The organism is Micromonospora sp. RB23, assembly GCF_053585025.1.
Genome location: NZ_CM132111.1, coordinates 5874368 through 5898970, shown reverse-complemented (window position 1 = coordinate 5898970; position 24603 = coordinate 5874368). Strand labels below are relative to the sequence as shown.

18 protein-coding genes are annotated in these 24603 nt (G+C 72.5%); 16 read left to right on the top strand and 2 right to left on the bottom strand.

Going from position 1 to position 24603, the window contains the following annotated elements; genetic code table 11:
* Position 1: 1 nt before the first annotated feature.
* The 10 genes from lysA to prfA all read left to right on the top strand — a co-directional run bounded on the left by lysA (position 2) and on the right by prfA (position 14662).
* Positions 2-1387 carry a diaminopimelate decarboxylase gene (gene lysA / locus ACTFTM_RS26790; protein ID WP_449563173.1) on the top strand — a complete coding sequence of 462 codons (1386 nt, stop codon included), beginning with the start codon at positions 2-4 and terminating at the stop codon, positions 1385-1387.
* A gap of 8 nt (positions 1388-1395) precedes the next feature.
* Positions 1396-2706: a homoserine dehydrogenase gene (locus ACTFTM_RS26785; protein ID WP_449566739.1), complete on the top strand. Its 1311-nt coding sequence runs from the start codon at positions 1396-1398 to the stop codon at positions 2704-2706.
* Positions 2707-2833: 127 nt separating this feature from the next.
* Complete coding sequence (gene thrC / locus ACTFTM_RS26780) at positions 2834-3883, top strand: threonine synthase (RefSeq protein ID WP_449563172.1); 1050 nt, start codon at positions 2834-2836, stop codon at positions 3881-3883.
* A 118-nt stretch (positions 3884-4001) separates the two neighbouring features.
* Entirely contained in the window at positions 4002-7283 is a 3282-nt protein-coding gene (locus ACTFTM_RS26775; protein ID WP_449563171.1) for an efflux RND transporter permease subunit, read from the top strand.
* A gap of 154 nt (positions 7284-7437) precedes the next feature.
* The gene (locus ACTFTM_RS26770; protein WP_449563170.1) at positions 7438-8253 is read left to right on the top strand and encodes a polysaccharide deacetylase family protein; all 816 of its coding nucleotides are present in this window, start codon (positions 7438-7440) and stop codon (positions 8251-8253) included.
* A gap of 11 nt (positions 8254-8264) precedes the next feature.
* Positions 8265-9509 (top strand): MFS transporter, encoded by a 1245-nt coding sequence (locus ACTFTM_RS26765; protein WP_449563169.1) that lies wholly within the window; start codon positions 8265-8267, stop codon positions 9507-9509.
* 66 nt (positions 9510-9575) lie between these two features.
* Positions 9576-10520 carry a homoserine kinase gene (gene thrB / locus ACTFTM_RS26760; RefSeq protein WP_449563168.1) on the top strand — a complete coding sequence of 315 codons (945 nt, stop codon included), beginning with the start codon at positions 9576-9578 and terminating at the stop codon, positions 10518-10520.
* Positions 10521-10814: 294 nt separating this feature from the next.
* Positions 10815-12929, top strand: coding sequence for a transcription termination factor Rho (gene rho, locus ACTFTM_RS26755; RefSeq protein WP_449563167.1), 2115 nt, complete (start codon positions 10815-10817; stop codon positions 12927-12929).
* A 305-nt stretch (positions 12930-13234) separates the two neighbouring features.
* Positions 13235-13459, top strand: a complete 225-nt coding sequence (rpmE, locus tag ACTFTM_RS26750) for a 50S ribosomal protein L31 (RefSeq protein ID WP_088987870.1) — start codon at positions 13235-13237, stop codon at positions 13457-13459.
* Between the two features lie 114 nt (positions 13460-13573).
* The gene (prfA, locus tag ACTFTM_RS26745) at positions 13574-14662 is read left to right on the top strand and encodes a peptide chain release factor 1 (protein WP_449563166.1); all 1089 of its coding nucleotides are present in this window, start codon (positions 13574-13576) and stop codon (positions 14660-14662) included.
* Positions 14663-14781: 119 nt separating this feature from the next.
* Here prfA and ACTFTM_RS26740 read toward each other — a convergent pair whose 3' ends face one another.
* Positions 14782-16329 carry a diguanylate cyclase domain-containing protein gene (locus ACTFTM_RS26740; RefSeq protein ID WP_449563165.1) on the bottom strand — a complete coding sequence of 516 codons (1548 nt, stop codon included), beginning with the start codon at positions 16327-16329 and terminating at the stop codon, positions 14782-14784.
* A gap of 72 nt (positions 16330-16401) precedes the next feature.
* Between ACTFTM_RS26740 and prmC the strand changes: the two genes are divergently transcribed.
* From prmC to ACTFTM_RS26720, 4 genes are all read left to right on the top strand, one after another.
* Positions 16402-17349, top strand: coding sequence for a peptide chain release factor N(5)-glutamine methyltransferase (gene prmC / locus ACTFTM_RS26735; RefSeq protein WP_449563164.1), 948 nt, complete (start codon positions 16402-16404; stop codon positions 17347-17349).
* Positions 17349-17996 carry an L-threonylcarbamoyladenylate synthase gene (locus tag ACTFTM_RS26730; protein ID WP_393214160.1) on the top strand — a complete coding sequence of 216 codons (648 nt, stop codon included), beginning with the start codon at positions 17349-17351 and terminating at the stop codon, positions 17994-17996. Before prmC ends, ACTFTM_RS26730 begins: the two co-directional genes overlap by 1 nt.
* Positions 17997-18608 carry an arsenate reductase/protein-tyrosine-phosphatase family protein gene (locus ACTFTM_RS26725; protein WP_449563163.1) on the top strand — a complete coding sequence of 204 codons (612 nt, stop codon included), beginning with the start codon at positions 17997-17999 and terminating at the stop codon, positions 18606-18608.
* 106 nt (positions 18609-18714) lie between these two features.
* Positions 18715-20829 carry a transglycosylase domain-containing protein gene (locus ACTFTM_RS26720; RefSeq protein WP_449563162.1) on the top strand — a complete coding sequence of 705 codons (2115 nt, stop codon included), beginning with the start codon at positions 18715-18717 and terminating at the stop codon, positions 20827-20829.
* A gap of 261 nt (positions 20830-21090) precedes the next feature.
* On the opposite strand, the gene ACTFTM_RS26715 is transcribed toward ACTFTM_RS26720, so the two are convergent.
* The gene (locus tag ACTFTM_RS26715) at positions 21091-22554 is read right to left on the bottom strand and encodes an SDR family oxidoreductase (protein ID WP_449563161.1); all 1464 of its coding nucleotides are present in this window, start codon (positions 22552-22554) and stop codon (positions 21091-21093) included.
* 216 nt (positions 22555-22770) lie between these two features.
* On the opposite strand from ACTFTM_RS26715, the gene ACTFTM_RS26710 reads away from it, so the two are divergent.
* A complete protein-coding gene (locus ACTFTM_RS26710) occupies positions 22771-24060 on the top strand; it encodes a serine hydroxymethyltransferase (RefSeq protein ID WP_449563160.1) in 1290 nt (429 codons plus the stop codon).
* Entirely contained in the window at positions 24053-24475 is a 423-nt protein-coding gene (locus ACTFTM_RS26705) for a hypothetical protein (protein ID WP_449563159.1), read from the top strand. Before ACTFTM_RS26710 ends, ACTFTM_RS26705 begins: the two co-directional genes overlap by 8 nt.
* Positions 24476-24603 lie beyond the last annotated feature (128 nt).

The window sequence follows — 24603 nt, the reverse complement described above, 5'->3', positions numbered from 1 at the left end:
CATGCGGGCTCACGAGGCTGGCGCGCTGCACGCGGACATCAGCAACCAGGGGCCGGCCTGGCTGCGTACCCCGGCCGACGTCAACGCCCTCGTGCCGGCGCTGTGGCCGCGGTCGGTGGCCCGCGGCCCGGACGGCGCGGTCGCCGTCGCGGGCCTGAGCGTCCGCGACATCGCGGCCGAGTTCGGCACCCCGGTGTACGTCCTCGACGAGGCCGACCTGCGCTCGCGCTGCCGTGACTTCCGGGCGGCCTTCCCGACCGAGGACGTCTACTACGCGGGCAAGGCGTTCCTCTGCCGGGCGGTGGTCCGGATGATCGCCGAGGAGGGCCTGCACCTGGACGTCTGCACCGGCGGTGAGCTGGCCACCGCGCTCTCGGCCGGGATGCCTCCGGAGCGCATCGGCTTCCACGGCAACAACAAGTCGGTGGCCGAGCTGAGCCGGGCGTTGGACGCCGGGGTCGGCCGGATCATCGTCGACTCGTTCACCGAGATCGACCGGCTCACCGCGCTGGCCCGCGAGCGCGGCGTGCGGCCCCGGGTGCTGGTCCGGGTGACGGTCGGCGTCGAGGCGCACACCCACGAGTTCATCGCGACCGCCCACGAGGACCAGAAGTTCGGCTTCTCCCTGGCCGGGGGAGCGGCGGCCAACGCCGCCTTCAAGATCCTCGACGAGGACGTGCTGGAGCTGCGTGGTCTGCACTCGCACATCGGCTCGCAGATCTTCGACGCGAGCGGCTTCGAGGTGTCAGCCCGTCGGGTCCTCGCCCTGCAGGCGCAGATCCGCGACGCGCGCGGGGTGGAGCTGCCCGAGCTGGACCTGGGCGGCGGCTTCGGCATCGCGTACACCACGCAGGACGACCCGGCCGCTCCGCAGGATCTGGCCAAGCGGCTCCGCAAGATCGTCGACTCGGAGTGCGCGGCGGAGAACCTGGCCGTCCCGCACCTGTCGATCGAGCCGGGTCGGGCCATCGTCGGGCCGGCCGTCTTCACCCTCTACGAGGTCGGCACGGTCAAGGATCTCGACGGCATCCGCACGTACGTGAGCGTGGACGGCGGCATGAGCGACAACATCCGTACCGCCCTCTACGACGCCTCGTACTCGGCGACCCTGGCCTCGCGCGCCTCGGACGCGACGCCGTTGCTCGCCCGCGTGGTGGGAAAGCACTGTGAGTCCGGGGACATCGTGGTGAAGGATGAATTCCTGCCCGCCGACGTGCAGCCCGGAGATCTTGTCGCGGTGCCCGGCACCGGCGCGTACTGCCGGAGCATGGCCAGCAACTACAACCATGTGCCCCGGCCGCCGGTCGTCGCGGTACGCGACGGCCAGGCGCGCCTGATCGTCCGGCGGGAGACCGAAGAGGACCTGCTGGCATTGGATGTGGGATGACGTCACCTGTGCGCTTGGCTCTGCTCGGCTGCGGCACGGTCGGCCAGGAGGTGGTCCGGCTGTTGCACGAGCAGTCGACCGACCTGGCCGCCCGCATCGGCGCTCCACTGGAGATCGCCGGCGTCGCCGTCCGCCGGCTCGGCCGCGACCGCGGTGACCTGCCGATCGACGAGAGCCTGTTCACCACCGACGCGCTCGGGCTGATCAAGCGCGACGACGTGGACGTGGTCATCGAGGTGGTGGGCGGGATCGAGCCGGCCCGGAGCTGGCTGGTCGAGGCGCTGCGCGCCGGCAAGAGCGTGGTCACCGCCAACAAGGCGCTGCTCGCCGAGGACGGCGTCGCGTTGCACGAGGCCGCCGCCGAGGGTGGCGGGGACCTCTACTACGAGGCGTCCGTGGCCGGTGCCATCCCGCTGCTGCGCCCGCTGCGCGAGTCGCTGCACGGAGACCGGATCAACCGGGTCACCGGCATCGTCAACGGCACCACCAACTTCATCCTGTCCGCGATGGACGCCACCGGCGCCGGCTTCGCCGAGGCGTTGGAAGAGGCCACCGAGCTGGGGTACGCCGAGGCCGACCCCACCGCCGACGTGGAGGGCTTCGACGCGGCGGCGAAGGCCGCGATCCTCGCCTCGCTGGCGTTCCACACCCGGGTCGGCGCCGCCGACGTGCACCGCGAGGGCATCACCGAGGTGACCGCCGCGGACATGGCCAGCGCCCAGGCGATGGGCTGCACCATCAAGCTGCTCTGCATCGCGGCGCGGGGCGTCGACGCGGCCGGTCAGGAGACGGTCAGCGTCCGGGTGCATCCGGCGATGATCCCGCGCAGCCACCCGCTGGCCAGCGTCGGCGACGCGTTCAACGCGGTCTTCGTCGAGGCGGACGCCGCCGGGCAGCTCATGTTCTACGGCCGGGGCGCGGGCGGCGCGCCGACCGCCAGCGCGGTGCTCGGCGACGTGGTGGCGGTGTCCCGCAACCGGCTCGCCGGCGTGCGCGCGGCCAGCGAGAGCGCGTACGCCGCCCTGTCGGTGCGGCCGATGGGCGAGGCGCTGACCCGCTACCACGTCAGCCTGGACGTGGCCGACCGCTCGGGTGTGCTGGCCACGGTGGCGAGCGTGTTCGCCCGGCACGACGTGTCGATCGCGACCGTGCGCCAGGGTTCGGCGGGTGGCGCTCCCGGCCGGGACGGCGACGCGGAGCTGGTCATCGTCACCCACGTCGCGCCGGACGCCGCGCTCGCCGCGACCGTCGAGGAACTGCGCGGTCTGGACATCGTCCGGTCGGTGACGAGCGTGCTGCGGGTCGAGGGCGGCGACTGAGTCGTTGGACCATCGGGCGTCCCGCCAGGTGGGTAACCCGGGGTGTGCCATCGATGGCTCCGGCAGGGTGGTCCAGGGTGACCCGGTGCTCGGGTCGGCGCGGCGGTAGAGAGGCGAGGAGAGCGACATGTGGCGTGGTCTGATCGAGGCGTACCGGGATCGGCTGCCCGTCACCGCGGCCACGCCGGTCGTCACGCTGCACGAGGGGAACACGCCGCTGCTGCCGGCGCCGGTGCTCTCGGCCCGGTTGGGCTGTGACGTCTACCTGAAGGTGGAGGGAGCGAACCCGACCGGCTCCTTCAAGGACCGGGGGATGACCCTCGCGGTGTCGAAGGCGGTCGAGGCCGGCAACAAGGCGATCATCTGCGCCTCCACCGGCAACACCAGCGCCTCCGCCGCGGCGTACGCGGCCCGGGCCGGGCTGACCTGCGCGGTGCTGGTGCCGCAGGGCAAGATCGCGCTGGGCAAGCTGGCCCAGGCGCTGGTGCACGGGGCGAAGCTGCTCCAGGTCAGCGGCAACTTCGACGACTGCCTGGCGCTCGCCGCCAAGCTGGCGCAGGACCACCCGGTGGCGCTTGTCAACTCGGTCAACATCGACCGCCTGCACGGGCAGAAGACCGCCGCGTTCGAGATCGTCGAGGCGCTCGGTGACGCGCCGGACATCCACTGCCTGCCGGTCGGCAACGCCGGCAACATCTCGGCGTACTGGATGGGCTATGCGGAGGAGCAGGCGGCCGGCGCCACCACGCGCGCGCCCAGGATGTTCGGCTTCCAGGCGTCCGGCGCCGCCCCGATCGTGACCGGAAAGGTGGTGCCGGAGCCGTCCACCATCGCCACCGCGATCCGGATCGGCAACCCGGCGAGCTGGACCAAGGCGCTGGACGCGCGGGAAGCTTCCGGCGGCCTCATCGAGGCGGTGACCGACCGGGAGATCCTGTCGGCGTACCGGCTGCTGGCCCGAGAGGTGGGCGTGTTCGTCGAGCTGGGCAGCGCGGCCAGCGTGGCGGGCCTGCTCCAGCAGGCCGCCGCGGGAGCGGTGCCGGCCGGTTCGACGGTGGTCTGCACGGTGACCGGTCACGGCCTGAAGGACCCGGAGTGGGCGATCTCCACGGCACCCGCCCCGCTGACCATCGGCAACGACCCGTTGGCCGCGGCCCGCGCCCTCGACCTGGCCTGAGAGGGTTTCCGCCGTCGGCGGTGGGCCGCTCCTGGGGGCGGCGGGGGTTCCGGTGATCGAGTCCGGCACACTTTCACGTATCCCCGCCCGCATTCTCTTTCAGGAGTGAGCCAGGCCGATGTCGCTGCTCGCCAGATTCAGCCTCGCCAACCGAGGGCTGGTCGCCCTCATCGCGGTGGTGACCACGGCGTTCGGAGCGTTCGCCGTGCCGTCGCTGAAGCAGCAACTGCTGCCGTCGCTCGAGTTCCCGGCCGCGTTCATCGTGGCCTCCTACCCCGGCGCCGGACCCGAGATCGTCGAGTCGCAGGTGACCGAGCCGATCGAGAACGCCCTCCAGGGCATCCCGGGGCTGGACAAGGTCACTTCCACCTCCCGTGAGGGATCGGCCACCGTCCAGGTGGAGTACGAGTTCGGCACCGACCTGGACGGCGTGGTCAACAAGATGCAGACCGCGCTGAGCCGGATCGACGCCCAGTTGCCGGGCAGCGTCGATCCGCAGGTCATCGCGGGCAGCACCGACGACCTGCCGGCGGTGGTGCTGGCCGCGGCCGGTGGCACGGACGAGCGGGCGCTCGCCGAGAAGCTGCGCGCGACGGTGGTGCCGGAGCTGGAGAGCATCGAGGGCGTCCGTACGGTCGAGGTGACCGGCGCCCGCGACGACGTCGTGGTGGTCACCCCGGACCCGGCGAAGCTGGCCGCGGCGAAGCTCGCGCCGACCGCCATCGGCGCCGCCCTGAAGACCAACGGCGTGTCCGTGCCGGCCGGCGCGGTGGCCTCGGGCGGCCTGGCCCTGCCGGTGCAGGTCGGAACGCCGGTCGCCACCCTGGACGACCTGCGCGGCATCGTGGTCGCGCCCGGCGCGACCCCGGTCCGGCTCGGTGACGTGGCGACGGTCGAGCAGCAGCTCGCCCCGGCCACCGCGATCACCCGGACCAACGGCAAGGACAGCCTCGGCATCGCCGTCACCGCCGCGCCGGACGGCAACGCGGTGGAGATCTCCCACGAGATCCGTGACCGGATGGCCGACCTGAAGGACGCCTCCGGCGCGGAGTTGACCGTTGTCTTCGACCAGGCGCCCTTCGTGGAGAAGTCGATCGAGTCGTTGACCACCGAGGGCCTGCTGGGTCTGCTGATGGCGGTCATCGTCATCCTGGTGTTCCTGCTGTCGGTGCGCTCGACGGTGGTGACCGCGGTCTCCATCCCGCTCTCCGTGCTGGTGGCGCTGATCGCCCTGTGGATCGGTGACTACTCGCTCAACCTGTTGACCCTCGGCGCGTTGACCATCGCGGTGGGTCGGGTGGTGGACGACTCGATCGTGGTGTTGGAGAACATCAAACGGCATCTGGAGTACGGCGAGGAGAAGCGGCACGCGATCATCACCGGTGTCCGCGAGGTGGCCGGCGCGGTGACCGCGTCCACCCTCACGACGGTGGCGGTGTTCGCCCCGATCGCGCTGGTGGGCGGGTTCGTCGGGCAGCTCTTCGCGCCGTTCGCGATCACCGTCACGGTGGCCCTGCTCGCCTCGCTGCTGGTCTCGCTGACGGTGATTCCGGTGTTGGCGTACTGGTTCCTCAGGCCGCGCGGCGGCACCGTCGACGACGAGGCGGTGCGCCGCGAGGCCGAGGAGAAGGAGCTGCGCAGCCCCTTGCAGCGGGCGTACCTGCCGGTCATCGGCTTCGCCACCCGCAAGCGGTCGACCCGCTGGATCACCGTCGGGCTCGGCCTGCTGGTGCTCTTCGGCACCTTCGGGTTGGCGCAGAAACTGGAGACGAACTTCCTGGACGACTCCGGCCAGGACACGCTCAGCTTCCGGCAGGAGCTGCCGGCGGGCAGCGGCCTGGCCGCCACCGACGCGGCGGCCAAGCAGGTCGAGGGGGTCCTCGAGCGGCTCGGCGGGGTCGACACGTACCAGGTGACCGCCGGTGGCAGCGACTCGCCGTGGGCGGGCGGCGGCGGTAACAACGTCGCGAGCTGGTCGTTGGCGCTCGACGGCGACAAGGACGCCAAGCAGGTACGCGAGGAGCTGCGCCGAGAGTTCGACAAGCTCGGCACGGGCGTGGGCGAGGTCAGTTTCGGCGGTGGTCAGGACGCGTCGACCAGCCAGCTCGAGGTGATCGTCCAGGCGAGCGACCCGGAGGTGCTGACCCGCGCGACCGAGGCGGCCCGTACGGCGATGGACGACGTCCCGGACGTCGAGGACGTCACCACCAGCCTCGCCGCGCGCGTGCCGCGGGTGGACGTGACCGTCGACCGGGTCGCGGCCGGCCGGGTGGGCCTCACCGAGGCCGCCGTGGGTCAGCTCGTGTCGCAGGCGTTCCGTGGCGCTCCGCTGGGGCAGGTGGCGCTCGACGGCCGCCAGCAGGACGTGGTGCTGCGGCTCAGCGCCGCCGCGCCGGTGTCGGTGGAGGAGCTGCGGGCCCTTCCGGTCGGACCGGTGAAGCTGGACGACATCGCGGACGTCACGCAGGCCGAGGGGCCGCAGCAGGTCACGCGGATCGACGGTGAGCGCAGCGTCTCGGTGACCGGCGCCGCGACGGGCTCCAACCTGGGCGCGACCACGAAGGAGCTCCAGAAGCGGCTCGACGGCATCGACGTTCCGGGCGCGACCTTCACCATCGGTGGGGTCAGCGCCGACCAGTCGGACGCCTTCGGTGACCTGGGTCTGGCGGTGCTCGTCGCCATCGCGATCGTGTTCCTGATCATGGTGGCCACGTTCCGCAGCCTCACCCAGGCGTTGATCCTGCTGATCTCCATCCCGTTCGCGTCGACCGGCGCGATCGGTCTGCTGTTGATCACCGGGACGCCGCTGGGTGTGCCGGCGCTGATCGGTGTGCTGATGCTGGTCGGCATCGTGGTGACCAACGCGATCGTGCTGCTCGACCTGATCAACCAGTACCGGGCGCGGGGCATGGGGGTCCAGGAGGCGGTGGTCGAGGGTGGCCGGCGGCGGCTGCGCCCGATCCTGATGACCGCGGTCGCGACGATCTTCGCGCTGCTGCCGATGGCCTTCGGGCTGACCGGGGAGGGCGGCTTCATCTCGCAGCCGCTGGCGGTCGTGGTGATCGGTGGTCTGCTCAGCTCGACGCTGCTGACGTTGATCCTGGTGCCGACGCTCTACTCGATGGTGGAGCACACCAAGGAGTCGCTGCGGGGACGCCGTACCCGCCGGCGTTCCGGCGACGCCACGCCGAGCGGGTCGGAGACCGTCGAGCCGGACGGTCCCAACCAGGTGGCGGTGCCGGCGAGCGCACCGGCGGCGACGTCGGCCGAGAGCGCACAGCCGTCGGCGACGCGCCCCGCGCCGTCGGGTGCGCTGGTGGACGGGACGGACCAGTTCGAGGTGCTGCGGCTGCCCCGTAGCCGCACCTCTCCGCTGCCGCCGTCGGAGCCGACCGAGTAGTCGTACGGATCGCGCAGCGCCCCCGGCAGGATTGCCTGCCGGGGGCGCTGTACGTCGCGCCCGTGAACACACCGATCGAACGACCGGACCTCGACTTTGTGTCACGTCTTGCATACTCCTGGTAGATGTCGGGATTGGAGAGCGGGGCAGGCGGATGACCGAGGGCGCGCGCGGGTGGTCCCGGCGCGACCTGCTGCGCCGAAGCGCCCTGGTGGTGACCGGGGCGGCCGTCGGCGCGGGCCTCACGGACGTCTGGTTGGCCCACCGGCGGCTGCCGCTGGCCGGCGGCCCGGCCAGCGCCACGGTCGGCAACGGGGAGCAGGACGTCGGCGCGGGAGAGCTGCCGGTCGTCTGGTCCGGGTCGACCACCCGGCGACTGGTCGCGCTCACGTTCGACGACGGTCCGGCGCCACAGTGGACTCCCATGGTGCTGGACACCCTCGCCGCGCACCGGGTACCCGCCACGTTCTTCCTGGTCGGTAGTCAGGTCCGCGCGCACGCCGACCTCGTACGCGACCGGCTCGGCGAGCATGAGGTGGGCAATCACAGCTGGGCGCACCGGGACCTCGCCCAGTTGGACGCCGCCGCCGTGTACGACGACCTGAGCCGTACCCACGACGTGATCTCCGACGTGACGGGTCGGGCGCCCCGGCTGGTCCGCCCGCCGTACGGGCACCTGGGCGGGGCGGTGCTGCACGCGGCCGCCCGGTTGAACTATCGGCTGGTGCTCTGGTCGTTGCAGATGGTCGAGCGGGAGTTCCCCGACGACCCGGCGGGTCATGCCCGCCGGATCGTGGGCGCTGTCCGGCCCGGGACGATCCTGCTCGGGCACGACGTCGGTCAGCGGCGGCGTCTGGTCGCGCTGCGCGGCCTTCCCGACATGATCGCCGGACTCCGGGAGCGCGGGTACACCTTCGTCACCGTCTCGGCGCTGCTGGGAGCGGGTGTAGCCCCGACGCCGACCGGGTAGGGTGCCGGTCCGTGGCGTCCACCCTTTCGGTCCTTACCGGTAATCGGAGCTTCCGCAACCTCTTCCTCGCCGAGCTGGTGGTCTTCGGCGCCGACTGGTTCGTCATGGTGCCGCTGCTGGTGCTGCTGCCGCACCTGACCGGGAGCGGCGTCTGGGGCGCACTGGTGCTGGCGGTGGACACCGGCATCGTGGCGCTGCTGCTGCCGTACACCGGCACCATCGCCGACCGCTTCGACCGCCGCAAAATCATGATCGCCGCGAACGTGGCCGCGCTGGCCGGTGTGCTGTTGCTGCTGGGTGTCCGCGACCGTGGCACGGCCTGGTTGGCGCTGGTGGCGATCGGGGTCGTCGCGGTCGCCAAGGCGTTCTACTCGCCCGCCGCCCAGGCCGCGCTGCCGAACGTCCTGGAGCCGCACGAGCTGGCCGCCGGTAACGCCGTTGCCGGCTCGGCCTGGGGCACCATGACGATCGTGGGCGCCTCCCTGGGTGGCGTGCTCAGCTCGGCCGCCGGCCCGTACGCCTGCTTCTGGGTGGCGGCGGCGGGCCTGGCGCTGGCCGCGGGCCTGGCCACGCGGATCCGTCGGCCGTTGCAGGCCGCCCGCGACCCGTTGTTGCCGGCGCAGCGGACCTGGGCGGCGGTCCGCGAGGCGCTCGGCTACATCGGGCACCGGCCCCGGGTGCTGGCGCTGGTCACGGTCAAGTCGGCGGTCGGCCTGGGCAACGGGGTGCTGACCGTGTTTCCGCTGCTCGCCGGCGTGTACGGGGTCGGTTCGCTGGGCGCGGGTCTGCTCTTCGCGGTACGCGGTGCGGGAGCGCTGGTCGGGCCCATCCTGATGCGCCGGGTGTTGACCAACCGGTCCTGGCTGCTGCCCGGGCTCGCGCTGTCCATGTCGCTCTACGGATTGTCCTATGTGGGCGCATCGGTGGTGCGCTGGTTCCCGCTGGTGCTGCTGCTGGTGTTCGTGGCGCACTTCGCGGGCGGCAGCAACTGGGTGATGTCGAACTTCGCCCTTCAGGGCGAGGTGCCGGACCGGCTGCGCGGACGCGTGTTCGCCACCGACATGATGCTCGCGACGCTGGCCATCTCGGTGAGTCAACTGGCGGTCGCCCTGGTCGTGGACGTGGTGGACGAGCGGGTGGTGCTGGCCGGCTGCGGGCTGGTCACGGTCGTGTACGCGGTCGGCTGGCGGATCGCCACCCGCCGACTCTCGCTGACCGGTCCGGCCGCCGAACCGGTCCCCGACGCCGCGGGTTGAGACCCGGCCGGTCCCATGGTGCGGGCGCGCGGCCGGATCGTCGGTGTGCACGCCTAGCATGAGCGCGTGCCGACGAACTTCACCGCCGGGCCGGTCCGGGTCCGGGTTCCCGCGACGAGCGCCAATCTCGGTCCGGGCTTCGACGCGCTGGGGCTCGCCCTCGGGCTGTACGACGACCTGGCCGCCGAGGTGTCGTCCGGCGGGGTCCGGGTCGCGGTGAGCGGTCAGGGCGCCGGCGAGCTGCCGGACGACGATCAGCACCTGGTGGTGCGGGCCATGCGTGCCACGTTCGACGTCCTCGGCGCGCAACCCTCGGGTCTGAGTGTCGAGTGCGTCAACCGGATACCGCAGGCGCGTGGCCTCGGCTCGTCGTCGGCTGCCATCGTCGCCGGGGTCCTGCTGGCCCGTGCCCTGGTCGCCGACGGCGAACGACGGTTGGACGACCCGGCTGTCCTCCGACTGGCCGCCGAGATCGAGGGCCACCCGGACAATGTCGCGCCGTGCCTGCTCGGCGGCTTCACGCTCGCCTGGACCGAGACGGGCGGCGCCCGTGCGGTGTCCCTGCCGGTCGCCGACGCCGTACGACCCACGGTTTTCGTGCCCTCCGAGCGCGGCCTGACCGCGACCGCGCGGGCGGCTCTGCCGGCCACCGTGCCCCACGCCGACGCCGCGTTGACCGCGGGACGGGCGGCGTTGCTGGTGCACGCGCTCACCTCGGACCCGACGCTGTTGTTGCCTGCCACCCTCGACCGGCTGCACCAGGATTACCGCGCGGCGGGGATGCCGGGCACATCGTCGCTGGTCAGCGCGTTGCGAGAGGCGGGTGTGGCGGCTGTTGTCTCCGGGGCCGGGCCCAGTGTGCTGGCGTTCGGCGAGCCGCCAGCGGGCCTCGACGCGGGAACAGACTGGCAGATCTGGAAGTTACCGATAGACGTCAGCGGCGCGCGGGTCGCCCGGGGTAGACTTGGACACGCCGAGCGGGACCCTGTTGCCGCAGGTCGGAAGAGTTGATTACGCTCTAGACCTAGCACAGCCGCGAAGCACGCGATCTCCTGCGGGGCGGCGCACCCCCGAAGCTCTCGGCGGTCAGCCCGTCACCCCTGCCAAGGCCCACGCCGCACCGCAGTTTCCACAGGTCGCCGCAGACGGCGAGACCTGCCCACCGACGTTGGTGGGTCGGGAAACCACCGGCTGCTGTGTCACAGACTCCCGCGACGCGTCCTTGCGAGGCGGGTGCACCGAGGCCGCCCGGCCACCTGAGCTCCGACTCCGGGCAGTCCCGGCCTTATCGAGGGAAGGAATCCATTGAGCGACACCACCGACGTGACGTCGGATGTTTCCAACGTCGCTGGCGATGCCACCGCTGCCGCTCCCGCCCGTCGTCGGCGCAGCGGTACCGGTCTGTCGGCGATGCTGCTGCCAGAGCTGCAGAGCCTGGCTGCGTCGCTCGGCATCTCCGGCACTGCTCGCATGCGTAAGGGTGAGCTGATCGCCGCGATCTCCGAGCGGCAGGGCGGCAACGCCGCCGGAACCCCTCGACCGCGGGCCGAGGTCGCCGCGGCGGCCGCTCCGGCCCGTGAGGAGGTGCGGGAGACCGTGGACCGCCCGGCGGCCGAGGGTCGCAGCACCGAGCAGGCGCCGGCCGAGCCGGCCACCGAGACCGAGAGCCGCGGTCGTTCGCGGCGCAGCCGGACCGCCGCGGCGGAGGCCCGTACCTCCGAGGCTGGCACCTCTGAGCCCCGTGGCGCCGAGGCCCGCACCGACGAGGTCGAGGGCGGCGAGCGGACCGAGCGTGGCGAGAACCGCCGCGACCGTGCCGAGCGCAACGACCGCTCCGACCGGGGCGAGCGTGCCGAGCGGGGCGAGCGTGCCGACCGGGGCGAGCGTGCCGAGCGGGGCGAGCGTGCCGAGCGGGGCGACCGCAACGACCGGGCCGACCGCAACGACCGGGCCGAGCGTGCCGACCGGGGTGACCGGGGCGAGCGCAACGACCGGGGCGAGCGCTCCGAGCGTGGTGAGCGTGCCGAGCGCAACGACCGGGGCGAGCGTGCCGAGCGGGGCGACCGTAACGAGCGTGCCGACCGGAACGACCGTTCGGAGCGCGCCGACCGCAACGACCGTGGTCAGCGCGTCGAGCGCGACAACGACGACGAGGACGGCGAGGGCGGCGGCCGGCGGGGCCGGCGCAGCCGCTTCCGGGACCGTCGGCGTGGCCGCGGCGAGCGCGGCGACACCGGTGGGGACACCGGCGGCCGTGAGCCGCAGGTTGGCGAGGACGAGGTGCTCGTCCCCGTGGCCGGCATCATCGACGTCCTCGACAACTACGCCTTCGTGCGGACGACCGGTTACCTGGCCGGCCCGAACGACGTGTACGTCTCGATGTCGCAGATCAAGAAGTACGGCCTGCGTCGCGGTGACGCGATCACCGGCGCCGTGCGGGCGGCCCGCGAGGGCGGCAACAGCGGCGACCAGCGGCGGGACAAGTACAACCCGCTGATGCGGCTGGACACGATCAACGGGATGGAGCCGGAGGAGGCGCGGCGTCGGCCCGAGTTCTACAAGCTCACGCCGCTCTACCCGCAGGAGCGCCTGCGGCTGGAGACCGAGCCGCACATCCTGACCACCCGGGTCATCGACCTGGTCATGCCGATCGGCAAGGGCCAGCGGGCGCTCATCCAGTCCCCGCCGAAGGCGGGTAAGACGATGGTGCTGCAGGCGATCGCCAACGCGATCACCCGCAACAACCCGGAGTGCCACCTTATGGTGGTGCTGGTCGACGAGCGGCCCGAAGAGGTCACCGACATGCAGCGGTCGATCAAGGGCGAGGTCATCGCGGCCACGTTCGACCGTCCGCCGCAGGACCACACCACGGTGGCGGAGCTGGCCATCGAGCGGGCCAAGCGCCTGGTCGAGCTGGGGCACGACGTCGTCGTGCTGCTCGACTCGGTGACCCGGCTCGGTCGGTCGTACAACCTGGCGGCGCCGGCCAGCGGCCGGATCATGTCGGGTGGTATCGACTCCACCGCGCTCTACCCGCCGAAGCGCTTCCTCGGCGCGGCCCGCAACATCGAGAACGGCGGCTCGCTGACCATCATCGCCACGGCGCTGGTGGAGACCGGTTCCATGGCGGACACGGTCATCTTCGAGGAGTTCAAGGGCACCGGTAACGCGGAGCTGAAGCTGGACCGGAAGATCGCCGACAAGCGGACCTTCCCGGCCATCGACATCAACCCGTCCGGCACCCGTAAGGAAGAGGTCCTGCTCGCGCCCGAGGAGCTGGCCATCATCCACAAGCTCCGCAAGGTGCTGCACTCGCTGGACTCGCAGGCGGCGATGGACCTGCTGCTGGACCGCCTCAAGCAGTCCCGCACCAACATCGAGTTCCTGATGCAGATCGCGAAGTCGACGCCGGGGGAGTGACCCTCCCCGGGTGACGCGAAGGGGCACGGCCAGGACGGCCGTGCCCCTTCGTCGTTCCACCCCGACGCCTCACAAGTCGCCCCGTTGGCCCGACGAATGCCCCGCCGGCCGGCGGGAATGCGGACAGGGAGACCTGTGTTGACGATGCCGGACGAGGTGTGCGGCCCGCTTACCGGGTCGGCTCCGGCCCATGGCACACTGGTCAATCGGCCACACCGGTTCCGGTTCACGCCCGAGCCCGTCGCGTACGGCGCGACGAGCGATGACGGCGACCCGGCGACCACCAACGAGAGGACCGAGGCGAGATGAAGGCAAACATCCACCCGGAGTACACGACCACCGAGGTCAGCTGCTCCTGCGGTAACACGTTCACGACCCGCAGCACCGCCAAGGGCGGCGCGATCCACGTCGAGACCTGCAGCGCCTGCCACCCGTTCTACACCGGTAAGCAGCGCGTTCTCGACACCGCCGGTCGGGTCGCGAAGTTCCAGCAGAAGTACGCCAAGGTTCAGGCCAAGAAGGCCAAGTAACTCCCCGTTCGGCGCCCGTGTCCGGTTTTCACCGGACACGGGCGCCGTCCGCGTTCTGCCCGTCAACACCCTCGGGCCCTCCCGGTGCCGCATCGTCGAAGGAGCATCCGCAGCATGAGCAGCGAGCGTCTGGCCGGACTCCTCGACGAGTACGCGGAGCTGGAGAAGCGGTTGGCCGATCCGGCCATCCACGCCGACCAGAACACCGCGCGTCGGGTGGGTCGCCGGTACGCCGAGCTGGTGCCGCTGCACAAGGCCGCCGATGAGCTGGAGCAGGCCCGCGCCGACCTGGCCGCGGCCCGTGAGCTGGCCGACGAGGACCCGTCGTTCGCGGCCGAGGCGGACTCGATCGCGGCGTCCCTGCCGACCCTGGAGGAGCGCCTCGCCGAGCTGCTCATCCCGCGTGACCCGCACGACGCCAAGGACGTGATCGTCGAGATCAAGGCCGGTGAGGGCGGGGAGGAGTCGGCGCTGTTCGCCGGCGACCTGCTGCGGATGTACACCCGCTACGCCGAGCGGCACGGCTGGGTCACCGAGGTGATCGACGCCCAGGATTCCGACCTCGGTGGGGTCAAGGACGTCTCGCTGTCGATCAAGACCAAGGGTGTGCCGGACGGCGGGAACGGCGTCTGGTCGCGGCTCAAGTGGGAGGGCGGCGTGCACCGGGTGCAGCGCGTCCCGGTCACCGAGTCGCAGGGCCGGATCCACACCAGCGCGGCCGGCGTGCTGGTGCTGCCGGAGGCCGAGGACGTCGACGTCACCATCGACCAGAACGACCTGCGCATCGACGTGTTCCGCTCGTCCGGTCCGGGCGGCCAGTCGGTGAACACGACCGACTCGGCGGTCCGGATCACGCACGTACCGACCGGCATCGTCGTGTCGTGCCAGAACGAGAAGTCCCAGTTGCAGAACCGGGAGCAGGCGATGCGGATCCTGCGGGCCCGCCTGCTCGCCGCCGCCCAGGAGCAGGCCGACGCCGCCGCCTCGGACGCCCGCAAGGCCCAGGTACGCACCGTGGACCGCTCGGAGCGCATCCGCACCTACAACTTCCCGCAGAACCGGATCACCGACCACCGGATCGGCTACACCGCGTACAACCTGGACCTGGCGCTCGCCGGTGACCTGGACGGCGTCCTGGACGCCCTGGCCGAGGCCGACCGCGCCGCCCGCCTGGCCGGCGACACGGAACTGACCCGCCGCTAACCCCCCGCCCCGCCCCGCCCGCCCTGTCCCGGTCGATCATGGGGTTCTGGTGGGTGGGTCATCCCGTTGTGAGCCTTTTGCGGGGCACCACAAGTCCTTGATCGACGCCAGCTTGGGGGTCAGCTTGCGCGGGGACGGGTTTTGGCGCGCAGCATCTCCCGGTCGGCCTGCTCGAAGGCGACGCTGAGCGCGTCGCGCAGCCCGCTACCACCGGAGACCTCGGCGAAGCCGATGCTCACGCCGACCGGGGTGCCCGGCACCAGCGTCTCCCAGTCCTCGTTGCGGACCGCCGTCTCGATCCGGCGGGCCACCTCGGCGGCCTCGGTCATGCCCGTGTCCGGAAGCACCACGACGAACTCGTCGCCGCCGTAGCGGGCCACGAAGTCCCCCCGGCGCATCACCCGGTTGATCACCCCGGCGATGCGTTGCAGCACCAGGTCGCCGGAGTGGTGGCCGTGTCGGGTGTTGACCGCCTTGAAGCCGTCCAGGTCGCAGACGCCGATGACGACCCGCTCGCCGCGGGTGACGACGGCGGTGATGTACCGCTCCAGGCGCCGCCGGTTGGGCAACCCGGTGAGCGGGTCGGTCAACGCCTCACCCTCGTACCGCGCCGCCTCCCGACGCATCTCCTCGTGGTCGATCCGGGCGGCGATGCCGTCGATGTAGACGTCGCGCAGCCGGTCGTTGCGCTGGGCGGCCAGCCGGAAGGCCAACCGGTCCGCCCGGTGGGCCGCCGGATGGTCGCCGGCGCGGGCCAGCGCGATGCTGCGCAGTCGGGCCGGCTCGGCCGCACCGAGCGTCTCGGTGGACACCCGGATGGTGTCCAGCCGGGTGACCGCCTCGATGGGCCGACCGTCCGCGACGGCCAGGCAGACCATGCCGAGTTGCCGCAGGTCCCGGGCACGGGCGCTGTCGCCCCCGTGGGTGAGCAGCCGGGACGGGACGGCGTCGCCGATCGGGTCCAGCGTGTCGCCGAGGGCGGCCTGCCGCGCCGCCGAATAGCCGTACGCGGCGAGGCTGCTGGGACGGAGTCGACCGGCCCGCCCGCTGTGGACGAACTGGGCCAGATCGGCCGCCACGTCCCGCAGTACGCGCAGGCAACCGTCGCTGTCGCCGTTGTGGTCCAGCGCCACGGCGTTGCGCAGCCGGATGCCCGGCGCGGCGAACGTCTCCTCCGGTATCCCGGCGGTCAACCCGAGTTGCCGTGCGCGTTCGATCGCGCCCAGGGCGTACCCGTGGAAGCTGAGGTAGCTGTAGGCCATCGCCAGGTCGTGCCAGCCCCAGGCGGTGTCCCGGTCCGGGTCGTCCACGGCGTTCAGGGCCCGGGCCGCCTTGACGAGGTGGGTGACGCAGCGGTCCAGCGCGCCCTGGTGGTGGGCGGCGAGCGCGGCCAGCGCGTTGAGGTGCCCGTGCAGGTAGGGCTCGGCGAGGTCGCGGACGGCCGCCGACGCCTCCTCGATGGCCCGGGTGAACTCCGCCGTCCGACCGAGGTTGATCAACGCGGAGAGGCGCTGGACCATGGCGTCCGCGCGGGCGGCCGGGTCCGACGTGGTGCGGATCACACGTTCCAGGAGGGTGTACGACTCCGCGGAGCGACTTGCTTCCTGCAAAGCGCGGGCGTGCGAGAGAGTGTCAACCTGGTCATGGACCCGGTCGAGCCAGCCCACCCACAACCTCCCGTCGTGTGCGCCTCGACGCACCCGTTCATGGCGTCGCCCGCGACGCCTCATGATTATCGTGTGACCACTCTGCCGCAACACCCCTCCGAAGGGACAGGCCGTACCCGTCCGTCCGCCGCGGTTGCCCGGGCGGCCCGTGCGCTCGCGGAGGCCGGGGTGGGCCCGGCCCGGGTGGAGGCCGAGTTACTGGCGGCGTACGTGCTGGACGTGCCCCGAGGTCGACTGGCGCTCGCCGACGACCTGGACGACGCCCAGGTGGCCCGGCTCGACGAGCTGGTCGGGCGTCGCGCCGGCCGGGAGCCGTTGCAGCACCTGACCGGTCGGGCGGGTTTCCGGCACCTGGAGCTGGCGGTCGGTCCGGGCGTCTTCGTGCCCCGCCCGGAGACGGAACTGCTGGCCGGATGGGGTGTCGAGCAGGGACGGGGCAGGCCCGAGCCGCTGGTGGTGGACCTGTGCAGCGGCACCGGCGCGATCGCGTTGGCGGTGGCGCAGGAGCTGCCCGGGGCGCGGGTGGTCGCGGTGGAACGGTCGGCGGCGGCGCTGGCGTGGCTGCGCCGCAACGCGGCCGAGCGGGCGGCGGCGGGGGACCGGCCGATCGAGGTGGTCGAGGCCGACGTGACCGCGCCCGACCTGCTCGCCGACCTGGTGGGTCGGGTCGACGTGCTGCTCTGCAACCCGCCGTACGTGCCGGTGGACGTGGTGGTGCCGCCCGAGGTGGCCGCGCACGATCCGGCGGAGGCCGTCTTCGGGGGCGCCGACGGGCTGGCGGTGATCCGGCCGGTGATCGACCGGGCGGCGGCGCTCCTGCGACCCGGCGGTGTGATCGGGGTCGAGCACGACGACACCCACGGCGAGGCGGTGCCGGAGCTGCTCGCCCTCGACGGCCGCTTCGACGCCGTCGCGGAGCATCCGGACCTCACCGGCCGCCCCCGCTACGCCACCGCGTCCCGACGGGCGGACGGCCAGCACACCGTGCCCGGGCCGGCGTGGCAGACTGACTCCCCGTGATGCTCTACGACTGCCGATCGCCCGCCGATCGGGACCGCGGTATCGCCGCGGCCATCGAGGCGGTCAAGAACGGCGAGCTGGTGGTCCTCCCGACGGACACCGTCTACGGGATCGGCGCGGACGCGTTCACGCCGTACGCGGTCAAGGCACTGCTGGACGCGAAGGGGCGGGGTCGGCAGATGCCGCCGCCGGTGCTGATCGGCTCGCGGCACACCCTGGACGGCCTGGTCTTCTCGCTGCCCTCGGCAGCGCGGGACCTGGTGGAGGCGTTCTGGCCGGGCGCGCTGACGATCGTGGTCGAGCACTCGCCGAGCCTGCAGTGGGACCTGGGCGACAAGACCGGCACCGTGGCGGTACGGATGCCGCTGCACCCGGTGGCGCTGGAGGTGCTGCGCGAGACCGGCCCGATGGCGGTCTCGTCGGCCAACAAGACGGGCCAGCCGGCGGCGGTGACCGCCGAGGAGGCGCGCGACCAGCTCAGCTACTCGGTACGGGCCTACCTGGAGGCCGGGCCTTGTCCCGATCCGGTGCCGAGCACGATCGTGGACCTGACCGGCGAGGTGCCGCAGTTGCTGCGGGCCGGCGCGATCCCGTTGGAGAAGCTGCGCGACGTCGTTCCGGATCTCCTCGACGTCCAGGGGGCCTGAGTGCCCCCGTTCACCGTCCTGCACGTCTGCATGGGCAACATCTGCCGCTCGCCCATGGCCGAGCGGTTGCTCACCCTCGCGGTGCGGGAGCGGTTGGCGCGGCGTTCGGAGGCTCCGGCCAGCGCCGAGGAGTTGCTGTACAGCCACAGCGCGGGCACCGGCGGCTGGCACGCGGGTGAGGAGATGAACCCGCCGGCGGCACGGCAGGTCCTGGACCGTGGCGGTGACGTCGACGGGTTCGCGGCGCGCAAGCTGCGCTCGGACCACATCGACGCCGCCGACCTGGTCCTGACGGCCACGGCCGACCAGCAGGAGTACGTGGTGGCGCTCCGCCCGGACGCGGCGGCCCGCACCTTCGTGCTGGGTGAGTTCGGCCGGCTGCTGGGCGCGGTGGACGTCGCCGCGCTGCCGGCGGCCGAGGCGACCCCGGAGGCGGTGTATGCGCGGGGTGTGGCCCTGGTGACGGCGGCGCACGACAAACGGCTGGGCGCCTCGGCGCTGCCCACCGACGATCTCGACGATCCGTGGGGTCGCGGCGACCAGTGCTTCACCCGGGTCGCGGACGAGATCGAGGAGACGGTCCACCCGCTGGCGGCCACGCTGCTGCCCTGAGCGCCGTGCGAGTTTCCTCCGGGTTTGGGGAAAACCAGGGGCGAAAGGGGTGTTCCGGGTCATTCTGAACGGGTCCTAGCGTGACCGGCTCCTGCGGGGAGAGCTGATGATCCGGGCCCGACTCGACAAACTGCTGACCGTGGTGATCGCCGGCGTGCTGGCCGGGCTGGTGCTGGCCGGGGCCGCGCTGCCCGCCGCACTGGTCTTCGGGATCGGCTTCAGGGCCCTCTCCACGCCGTACTCGGAGCTGCCCAACACGCTCCGTACGCCGCCCACGGCGCAACGCTCCAACCTCTACGCCAACGACGGCACCACCCTGATCACCTCCTTCTACCAGGAGGACCGGGTGGACGTCCCGCTGCACGAGGTCGCCCCGGTGATGCGCCAGGCCATCGTGGCCGCCGAGGACGTCCGGTTCTACCAGCACAGCGGGGTCGACCTGCGCGGTGTGGTGCGCGCCCTCACGGTGAACAAGCGCGACGGCGCGACCCGGCAGGGCGCCTCCACCCTGACCATGCAGTACGTCCGCAACGTGCTCAGCAGCGACCCTCGGCTCACCGAGCGGCAGCGCCAGGCGGCCACCGAGATCACCACCGCCCGCAAACTCCAGGAGATGCGGTACGCGCTGGCGTTGGAGCGGGAGTTGAGCAAGGAGGACATCCTCACCCGCTACCTCAACATCGCGTACTTCGGCGCCGGGGCGTACGGGATCGGGGCGGCCAGCAAGCGCTACTTCTCGGTCTCGCCCGCGGAGTTGACCCTGCCCCAGGCCGCGCTGTTGGCCGGTCTGGTCCGGTCGCCGGACAGTGACGATCCGATCAACGGGGACGCCGACAGCGCCCTGCGCCGACGGGCGTACGTGCTGGAACGCCTCGTCGAGACGGGTCAGGTCCCGGCCGACGCGGCTGCGGCGGCGCGGGCCGAGCCGTTGCAGCTGCGGCCCAGCGAGACGCCGAACGACTGCACGGGCGTGCCCGAGGGACACACCGACTGGGGTTTCTTCTGCGACTGGTTCACCCGCTGGTGGAGCAGCCAGTCGGCGTTCGGTTCGAGCGCCGACGAGCGGCAGCGCACGTTGCGCCGGGGCGGGTTCTCCATCGTCTCGTCGCTGGACCCGGCCGTGCAGCAGGCCACCACCGAGCAGGTCCTGCGCATCTACCGGCCCACCGAGGCCCGGGCGGTACCCACCGCCGTGGTGCAGCCCGGCACCGGCCGGGTGCTGGCGATGTCGGTGAACCGCAACTACAGCGTCGAGGACAACCCGGTCGGGCAGAAGAACCACCCGAACACGGTCAACCAGCTCGTGGCCGGGGGTGGGGCCATCGACGGGTACCAGGCCGGTTCGACGTTCAAGCTTTTCACCATGCTGGCCGCGCTGGAGTCCGGCATGCCGTTGTCGACCGAGTTCACGGCGCCGACGCAACTGCTCACCCGCTTCCCGGCGACCGGTTCGGGTAGCTGTGACGGTCGCTGGTGCCCGGCGAACGCCAGCCCCTCGGCGATGGACGGCCCCCGCACGATGTGGACCGCGTTCGGCCGGTCGGTGAACACCTACTTCGCCTGGCTCACCGAGCGGGTCGGCGCCGACCGGGTGGTCGAGATGGCCGAGCGACTGGGCATCGTGCTGCGTGCCGACTCCGACGAGCGGCTGGCCCGTTACGGCGCGAAGGACTGGGGCCCGTTCACCCTGGGCGTCGCCGCGACGACCCCGCTGGACCTGGCCTCGGCGTACGCCACGGTGGCCGCCGAGGGGACGTGGTGTGCGCCGCTGCCGGTGGTCTCGATCAACGACTCCACCGGCCGTCCGGTGGACGCCGCCAAGCCGGACTGCCGGCAGGTGCTCGACACCGACGTGGCCCGGGCGGCGGCGGACGCGGCCCGCTGCCCGGTGGGCGACCAGTCGATGTACGGGCGGTGCGACGGCGCCACCGCGCCCGACATGCGATCCCGGCTTGGCCGTCCGGTGGCCGGCAAGACCGGCAGTTCCGAGCGGTACGAGACGGAGACGGTGGTGGCCTTCACCCCGCAGGTGGTGGTCGCCTCGATGGCGGCCAACCCCGACGACCCGCGCGACGCGGTCGGTCAGGCCGTGCAGGCCCGGATGGTGAACGGGGTGGGCGCGGTGCTCGCCAGCGCCCTCCGCAACCAGCCGGTACGCGACTTCGTCCCGCCGAGCGAACGCGCCGCCTTCCAAATAACCGGCGCCCGCACCACCAACTAACCCACCCCACCCACCCCACCCACCCCACCCGCTCCGCCCTGGCTCCGCCCTGGCACCGTCGATCATGGAGTTGTGGTGGGCGTTAGGGGTCCTGATGCCCCTTTCGCGGAGCACCACAACTCCATGATCGACGCGAGCGGGTGGGCGTGCGCGAGCGGGTGGCGTGCGCGAGCGGGTGGCGTGCGCGAGCGGGTGGGCGTGCGCGAGCGGGTGGGCGTGCGCGAGTGGGTGGGCGGGGGCGGTGGGGGAGGGGTTCGGGGGTTAGGGGGTTTGTTCGGCGTTGCGGGCTATGTTGCGGGCCATGCCGCCGAAGATGACCGCGTGGAACGGGGTCACCGAGCCCCAGTAGGCGTGGCCGGCCAGTCCGCGGGGGAGGAAGACGGCACGTTGCTGGTAGCGGCTGTGGCCGTTCTCGTCCGGCAGCGCCCGCATCTCCAACCAGGCGCGGCCGGGCAGCCGCATCTCCGCCCGCAGCCGCAACAGCTCGCCCGGAACGATCTCCTCGACCCGCCAGAAGTCGAGCGCCTCGCCGACCTGGAGGCGGTGCGGGTCGCGTCGGCCCCGCCGCAGCCCCACACCGCCGACCAGCCGGTCCAGCCAGCCGCGTACCGACCAGGCGAGGGGGAACGAGTACCAGCCGTGCTCGCCGCCCACGCCCTCGATGACCCGCCAGAGCGCCGCCGGCGACGCGTCCACCGCCCGTTCGCGCACGTCCGTGTACACCGTGCCGCCGGACCAGTCCGGGTCGCTGGGCAGCGGCTCGGCGGGCGCGTCCGGGCCGCTCGCCGTGGACCAGCGCGTCTCCACCTGGGCGTCGCGCACCTTGGCCAGCGCCAACCGCACCGCCTCGTCGAAGCCGGTGAGGCCCTCCGGCGGGTCGGGCACGTACCGGGCGATGTCGTGTTCGTGGGCCACGGCCTCGTGGATCAGGCTCTCCACCAGTGGGCGGGCGATCTTGTTGGGTACCGGGGTGATGAGGCCGACCCAGTGCGACGAGAGCGACGGCGTGAGCGGCCGGACCGGCAGGATGACCCGTCGCCGCAGCCCGGCCACCCGGGCGTAGCGCTGCATCATGTCGCGGAAGGTCAGCACGTCCGGTCCGCCGATGTCGAAACCGCGGTTGACCTCGGGCGGCAGGGTGGCGCAACCGGCCAGGTAGCGCAGCACGTCGCGGACCGCGATCGGCTGGATCCGGTTGCGGACCCACCGGGGCGTGACCATGGCGGGCAGCCGCTCGGTCAGGTAGCGCAGCATCTCGAACGAGGCCGAGCCGGACCCGATGATCACCGCGGCGCGCAACACCGCCGTGGGCACGCCGCTGGCCAGCAGGATGCGGCCCACCTCGGCCCGGGACCGCAGGTGCGGCGACGGGACCTCGGCGTCGGCCGCCGGCTCCGGACCGCCGAGATAGACGATCCGGCGTACGCCGGCCGCGCGGGCCGCCGCCGCGAAGTTCGTCGCCGCCGCCCGGTCGGCCGCCTCGAAGTCCTCCCGGCCGAGCGAGTGCACCAGGAAGTACGCGACGTCCACGTCGGCGAACACGGCGGGCAGCGTCTCCGGCCGGCTCAGGTCGCCCTCGACGATCTCGGCCGCCGACGCCCACGGCACGTCGCGCAGGCGTACGGCCTTACGTGCGAGGCAGCGCACGGTGTGCCCGTCGGCGAGCAGCAGCGGCGTCAGCCGCCCGCCGATGTATCCGGTGGCTCCGGTGACGAGGCATCTCACGGCTCTCAGTGTGCGGCCCCCGAGGGCCCGTCGCACGAGAACTGGCCGGCCTGCGGCGGGCCCGGGCGACGCCCGGCGGCGTTGCGGTCACGTCCGGATACAACGCCGGATTCCGTACGCCACCGCGCCTTGCCGGATCGCCGCCCGGGCTCCGCCTCGGCTCGGCCGCCCTGAGCCTCGGCCGCCCTGATGTGACAGGCCCTAGACTCGTTCGCTGTGGAGACCGAGACGAGCACCTTCTGGGGGCCGGATTTCGCCCAGCTCAGGGCCACCGATCCGGAGATCGCCGGGGTGGTCCTCGGCGAGCTGGACCGGTTGCGGGGTGGCCTGCAACTGATCGCGAGCGAGAACCTGACCTCGCCGGCCGTGCTGGCCGCGCTCGGCTCGACGTTGACCAACAAGTACGCCGAGGGCTACCCGGGTCGGCGCTACTACGGCGGCTGCGCCGAGGTGGACCGGGCCGAGGAGATCGGCATCGCCCGGGCGAAGGAGCTGTTCGGGGCCGAGCACGCCAACCTCCAGCCGCACTCCGGGGCGAGCGCCAACCTGGCCGCGTACGCCGCGCTGGTGCAGCCGGGGGACACGGTGCTGGCGATGGACCTGCCGCACGGCGGGCACCTCACCCACGGCAGCCGGGTGAACTTCTCCGGCAAGTGGTTCCACCCGGTGGGCTACCCGGTCCGGCCGGACACCGAGCTGATCGACTACGACGAGGTACGCGACCTGGCCCGCGCGCACCGGCCCAAGCTGATCATCTGCGGGGCCACCGCGTACCCCCGACTGATCGACTTCGCGCGGTTCCGGGAGATCGCCGACGAGGTCGGGGCGTACCTGATGGTGGACGCCGCGCACTTCATCGGTCTGGTGGCCGGTCGGGCGATCCCGTCGCCGGTGCCGTACGCCGACGTCGTCTGCGCCACCACCCACAAGGTGCTGCGCGGTCCCCGGGGCGGCATGATCCTGTGCCGCGAGTCGCTGGCCCAGCGGATCGACAAGGCGGTCTTCCCGTTCACCCAGGGCGGCCCGCTGATGCACGCGGTCGCGGCCAAGGCGGTCGCGCTGCGCGAGGCGGCCCAGCCGGAGTTCCAGACGTACGCCCGGCAGGTGGTCAGCAACGCGCAGGCGCTCGCCGCCGGGCTGGCCGACGAGGGAATGCGCCCGGTGTCCGGTGGCACCGACACCCACCTCGCCCTGATCGACCTGCGGGAGCTGGGGGTGACCGGCGCGGAGGCCGAGGCCCGCTGCGACGCCGCCTCGATCACGCTGAACAAGAACGCCATCCCGTACGACCCGCAGCCGCCGCTGGTGGCCTCGGGTATCCGGGTGGGCACGCCGAGCGTCACGACCCAGGGCATGCGGGAGGGTGAGCTGCGGCAGGTGGCCGCCCTGATCGCCCGCGCGGTCCGTACGAACCCGGGTGAACCGGGTGGCGCCGACGCGCTGAGCACGATCGGCGCCGAGGTGGCCGAGTTGGCGGCGGCTTTCCCGGCGTACCCCCGTGGCTGAGCCCGGGGTGGTCGAACCCACGACCGACGGACGGTGGCGGCTGCGGCACCTGCCGGTGCTGCTGGCCGCGTCGGCGGCGCTGGCCGTGGTCGCGGCCGTGGTGGGTGGGGTGACCGGCGGCGTGCCGGCCGCGCTCGGCGCGGCGGCCGGGGTGGGCGTGACGGTGCTCAGTTACACCCTCACGACCGTGGTGCTGGCACGGGCCGACCAGGTCAACCCGCAGTTGCTGCTGCCGCTCGGCGTGGGGCTGTACGTGCTGAAGTTCACCCTGTTGGGTGTCGTCCTGGTGGCGGTGGCGTCGACCGGTTGGGCGGGGTTGATCCCGCTCTGCCTCGGCATCGTCGCCGGGGTGGCAGTGTGGACGGCGGCGCATCTCTGGTGGCTGACCACGGTGCACGCCCGCCGTTCCGGCTGACCTGGTCACCGAGCCAGGTGTCCCACGTTTCGGACGCGCGGCAATGTGTCGGCCACCGGTCATTTTCCGACGGGCGGAAGGGGAGTAGCGTGCCCACAGACGACGCGAGCCCCGAGATGCCCACACAA

What these genes read in the sequence shown, in the direction of transcription:
- lysA (WP_449563173.1), top strand. Translation starts at nt 2, where the DNA reads ATGCGGGCTCACGAGGCTGGCGCGCTGCACGCGGACATCAGCAACCAG.
- thrC (WP_449563172.1), top strand. Translation starts at nt 2,834, where the DNA reads ATGTGGCGTGGTCTGATCGAGGCGTACCGGGATCGGCTGCCCGTCACC.
- ACTFTM_RS26775 (WP_449563171.1), top strand. Translation starts at nt 4,002, where the DNA reads ATGTCGCTGCTCGCCAGATTCAGCCTCGCCAACCGAGGGCTGGTCGCC.
- ACTFTM_RS26770 (WP_449563170.1), top strand. Translation starts at nt 7,438, where the DNA reads ATGACCGAGGGCGCGCGCGGGTGGTCCCGGCGCGACCTGCTGCGCCGA.
- rpmE (WP_088987870.1), top strand. Translation starts at nt 13,235, where the DNA reads ATGAAGGCAAACATCCACCCGGAGTACACGACCACCGAGGTCAGCTGC.
- prfA (WP_449563166.1), top strand. Translation starts at nt 13,574, where the DNA reads ATGAGCAGCGAGCGTCTGGCCGGACTCCTCGACGAGTACGCGGAGCTG.
- ACTFTM_RS26730 (WP_393214160.1), top strand. Translation starts at nt 17,349, where the DNA reads ATGCTCTACGACTGCCGATCGCCCGCCGATCGGGACCGCGGTATCGCC.
- ACTFTM_RS26720 (WP_449563162.1), top strand. Translation starts at nt 18,715, where the DNA reads ATGATCCGGGCCCGACTCGACAAACTGCTGACCGTGGTGATCGCCGGC.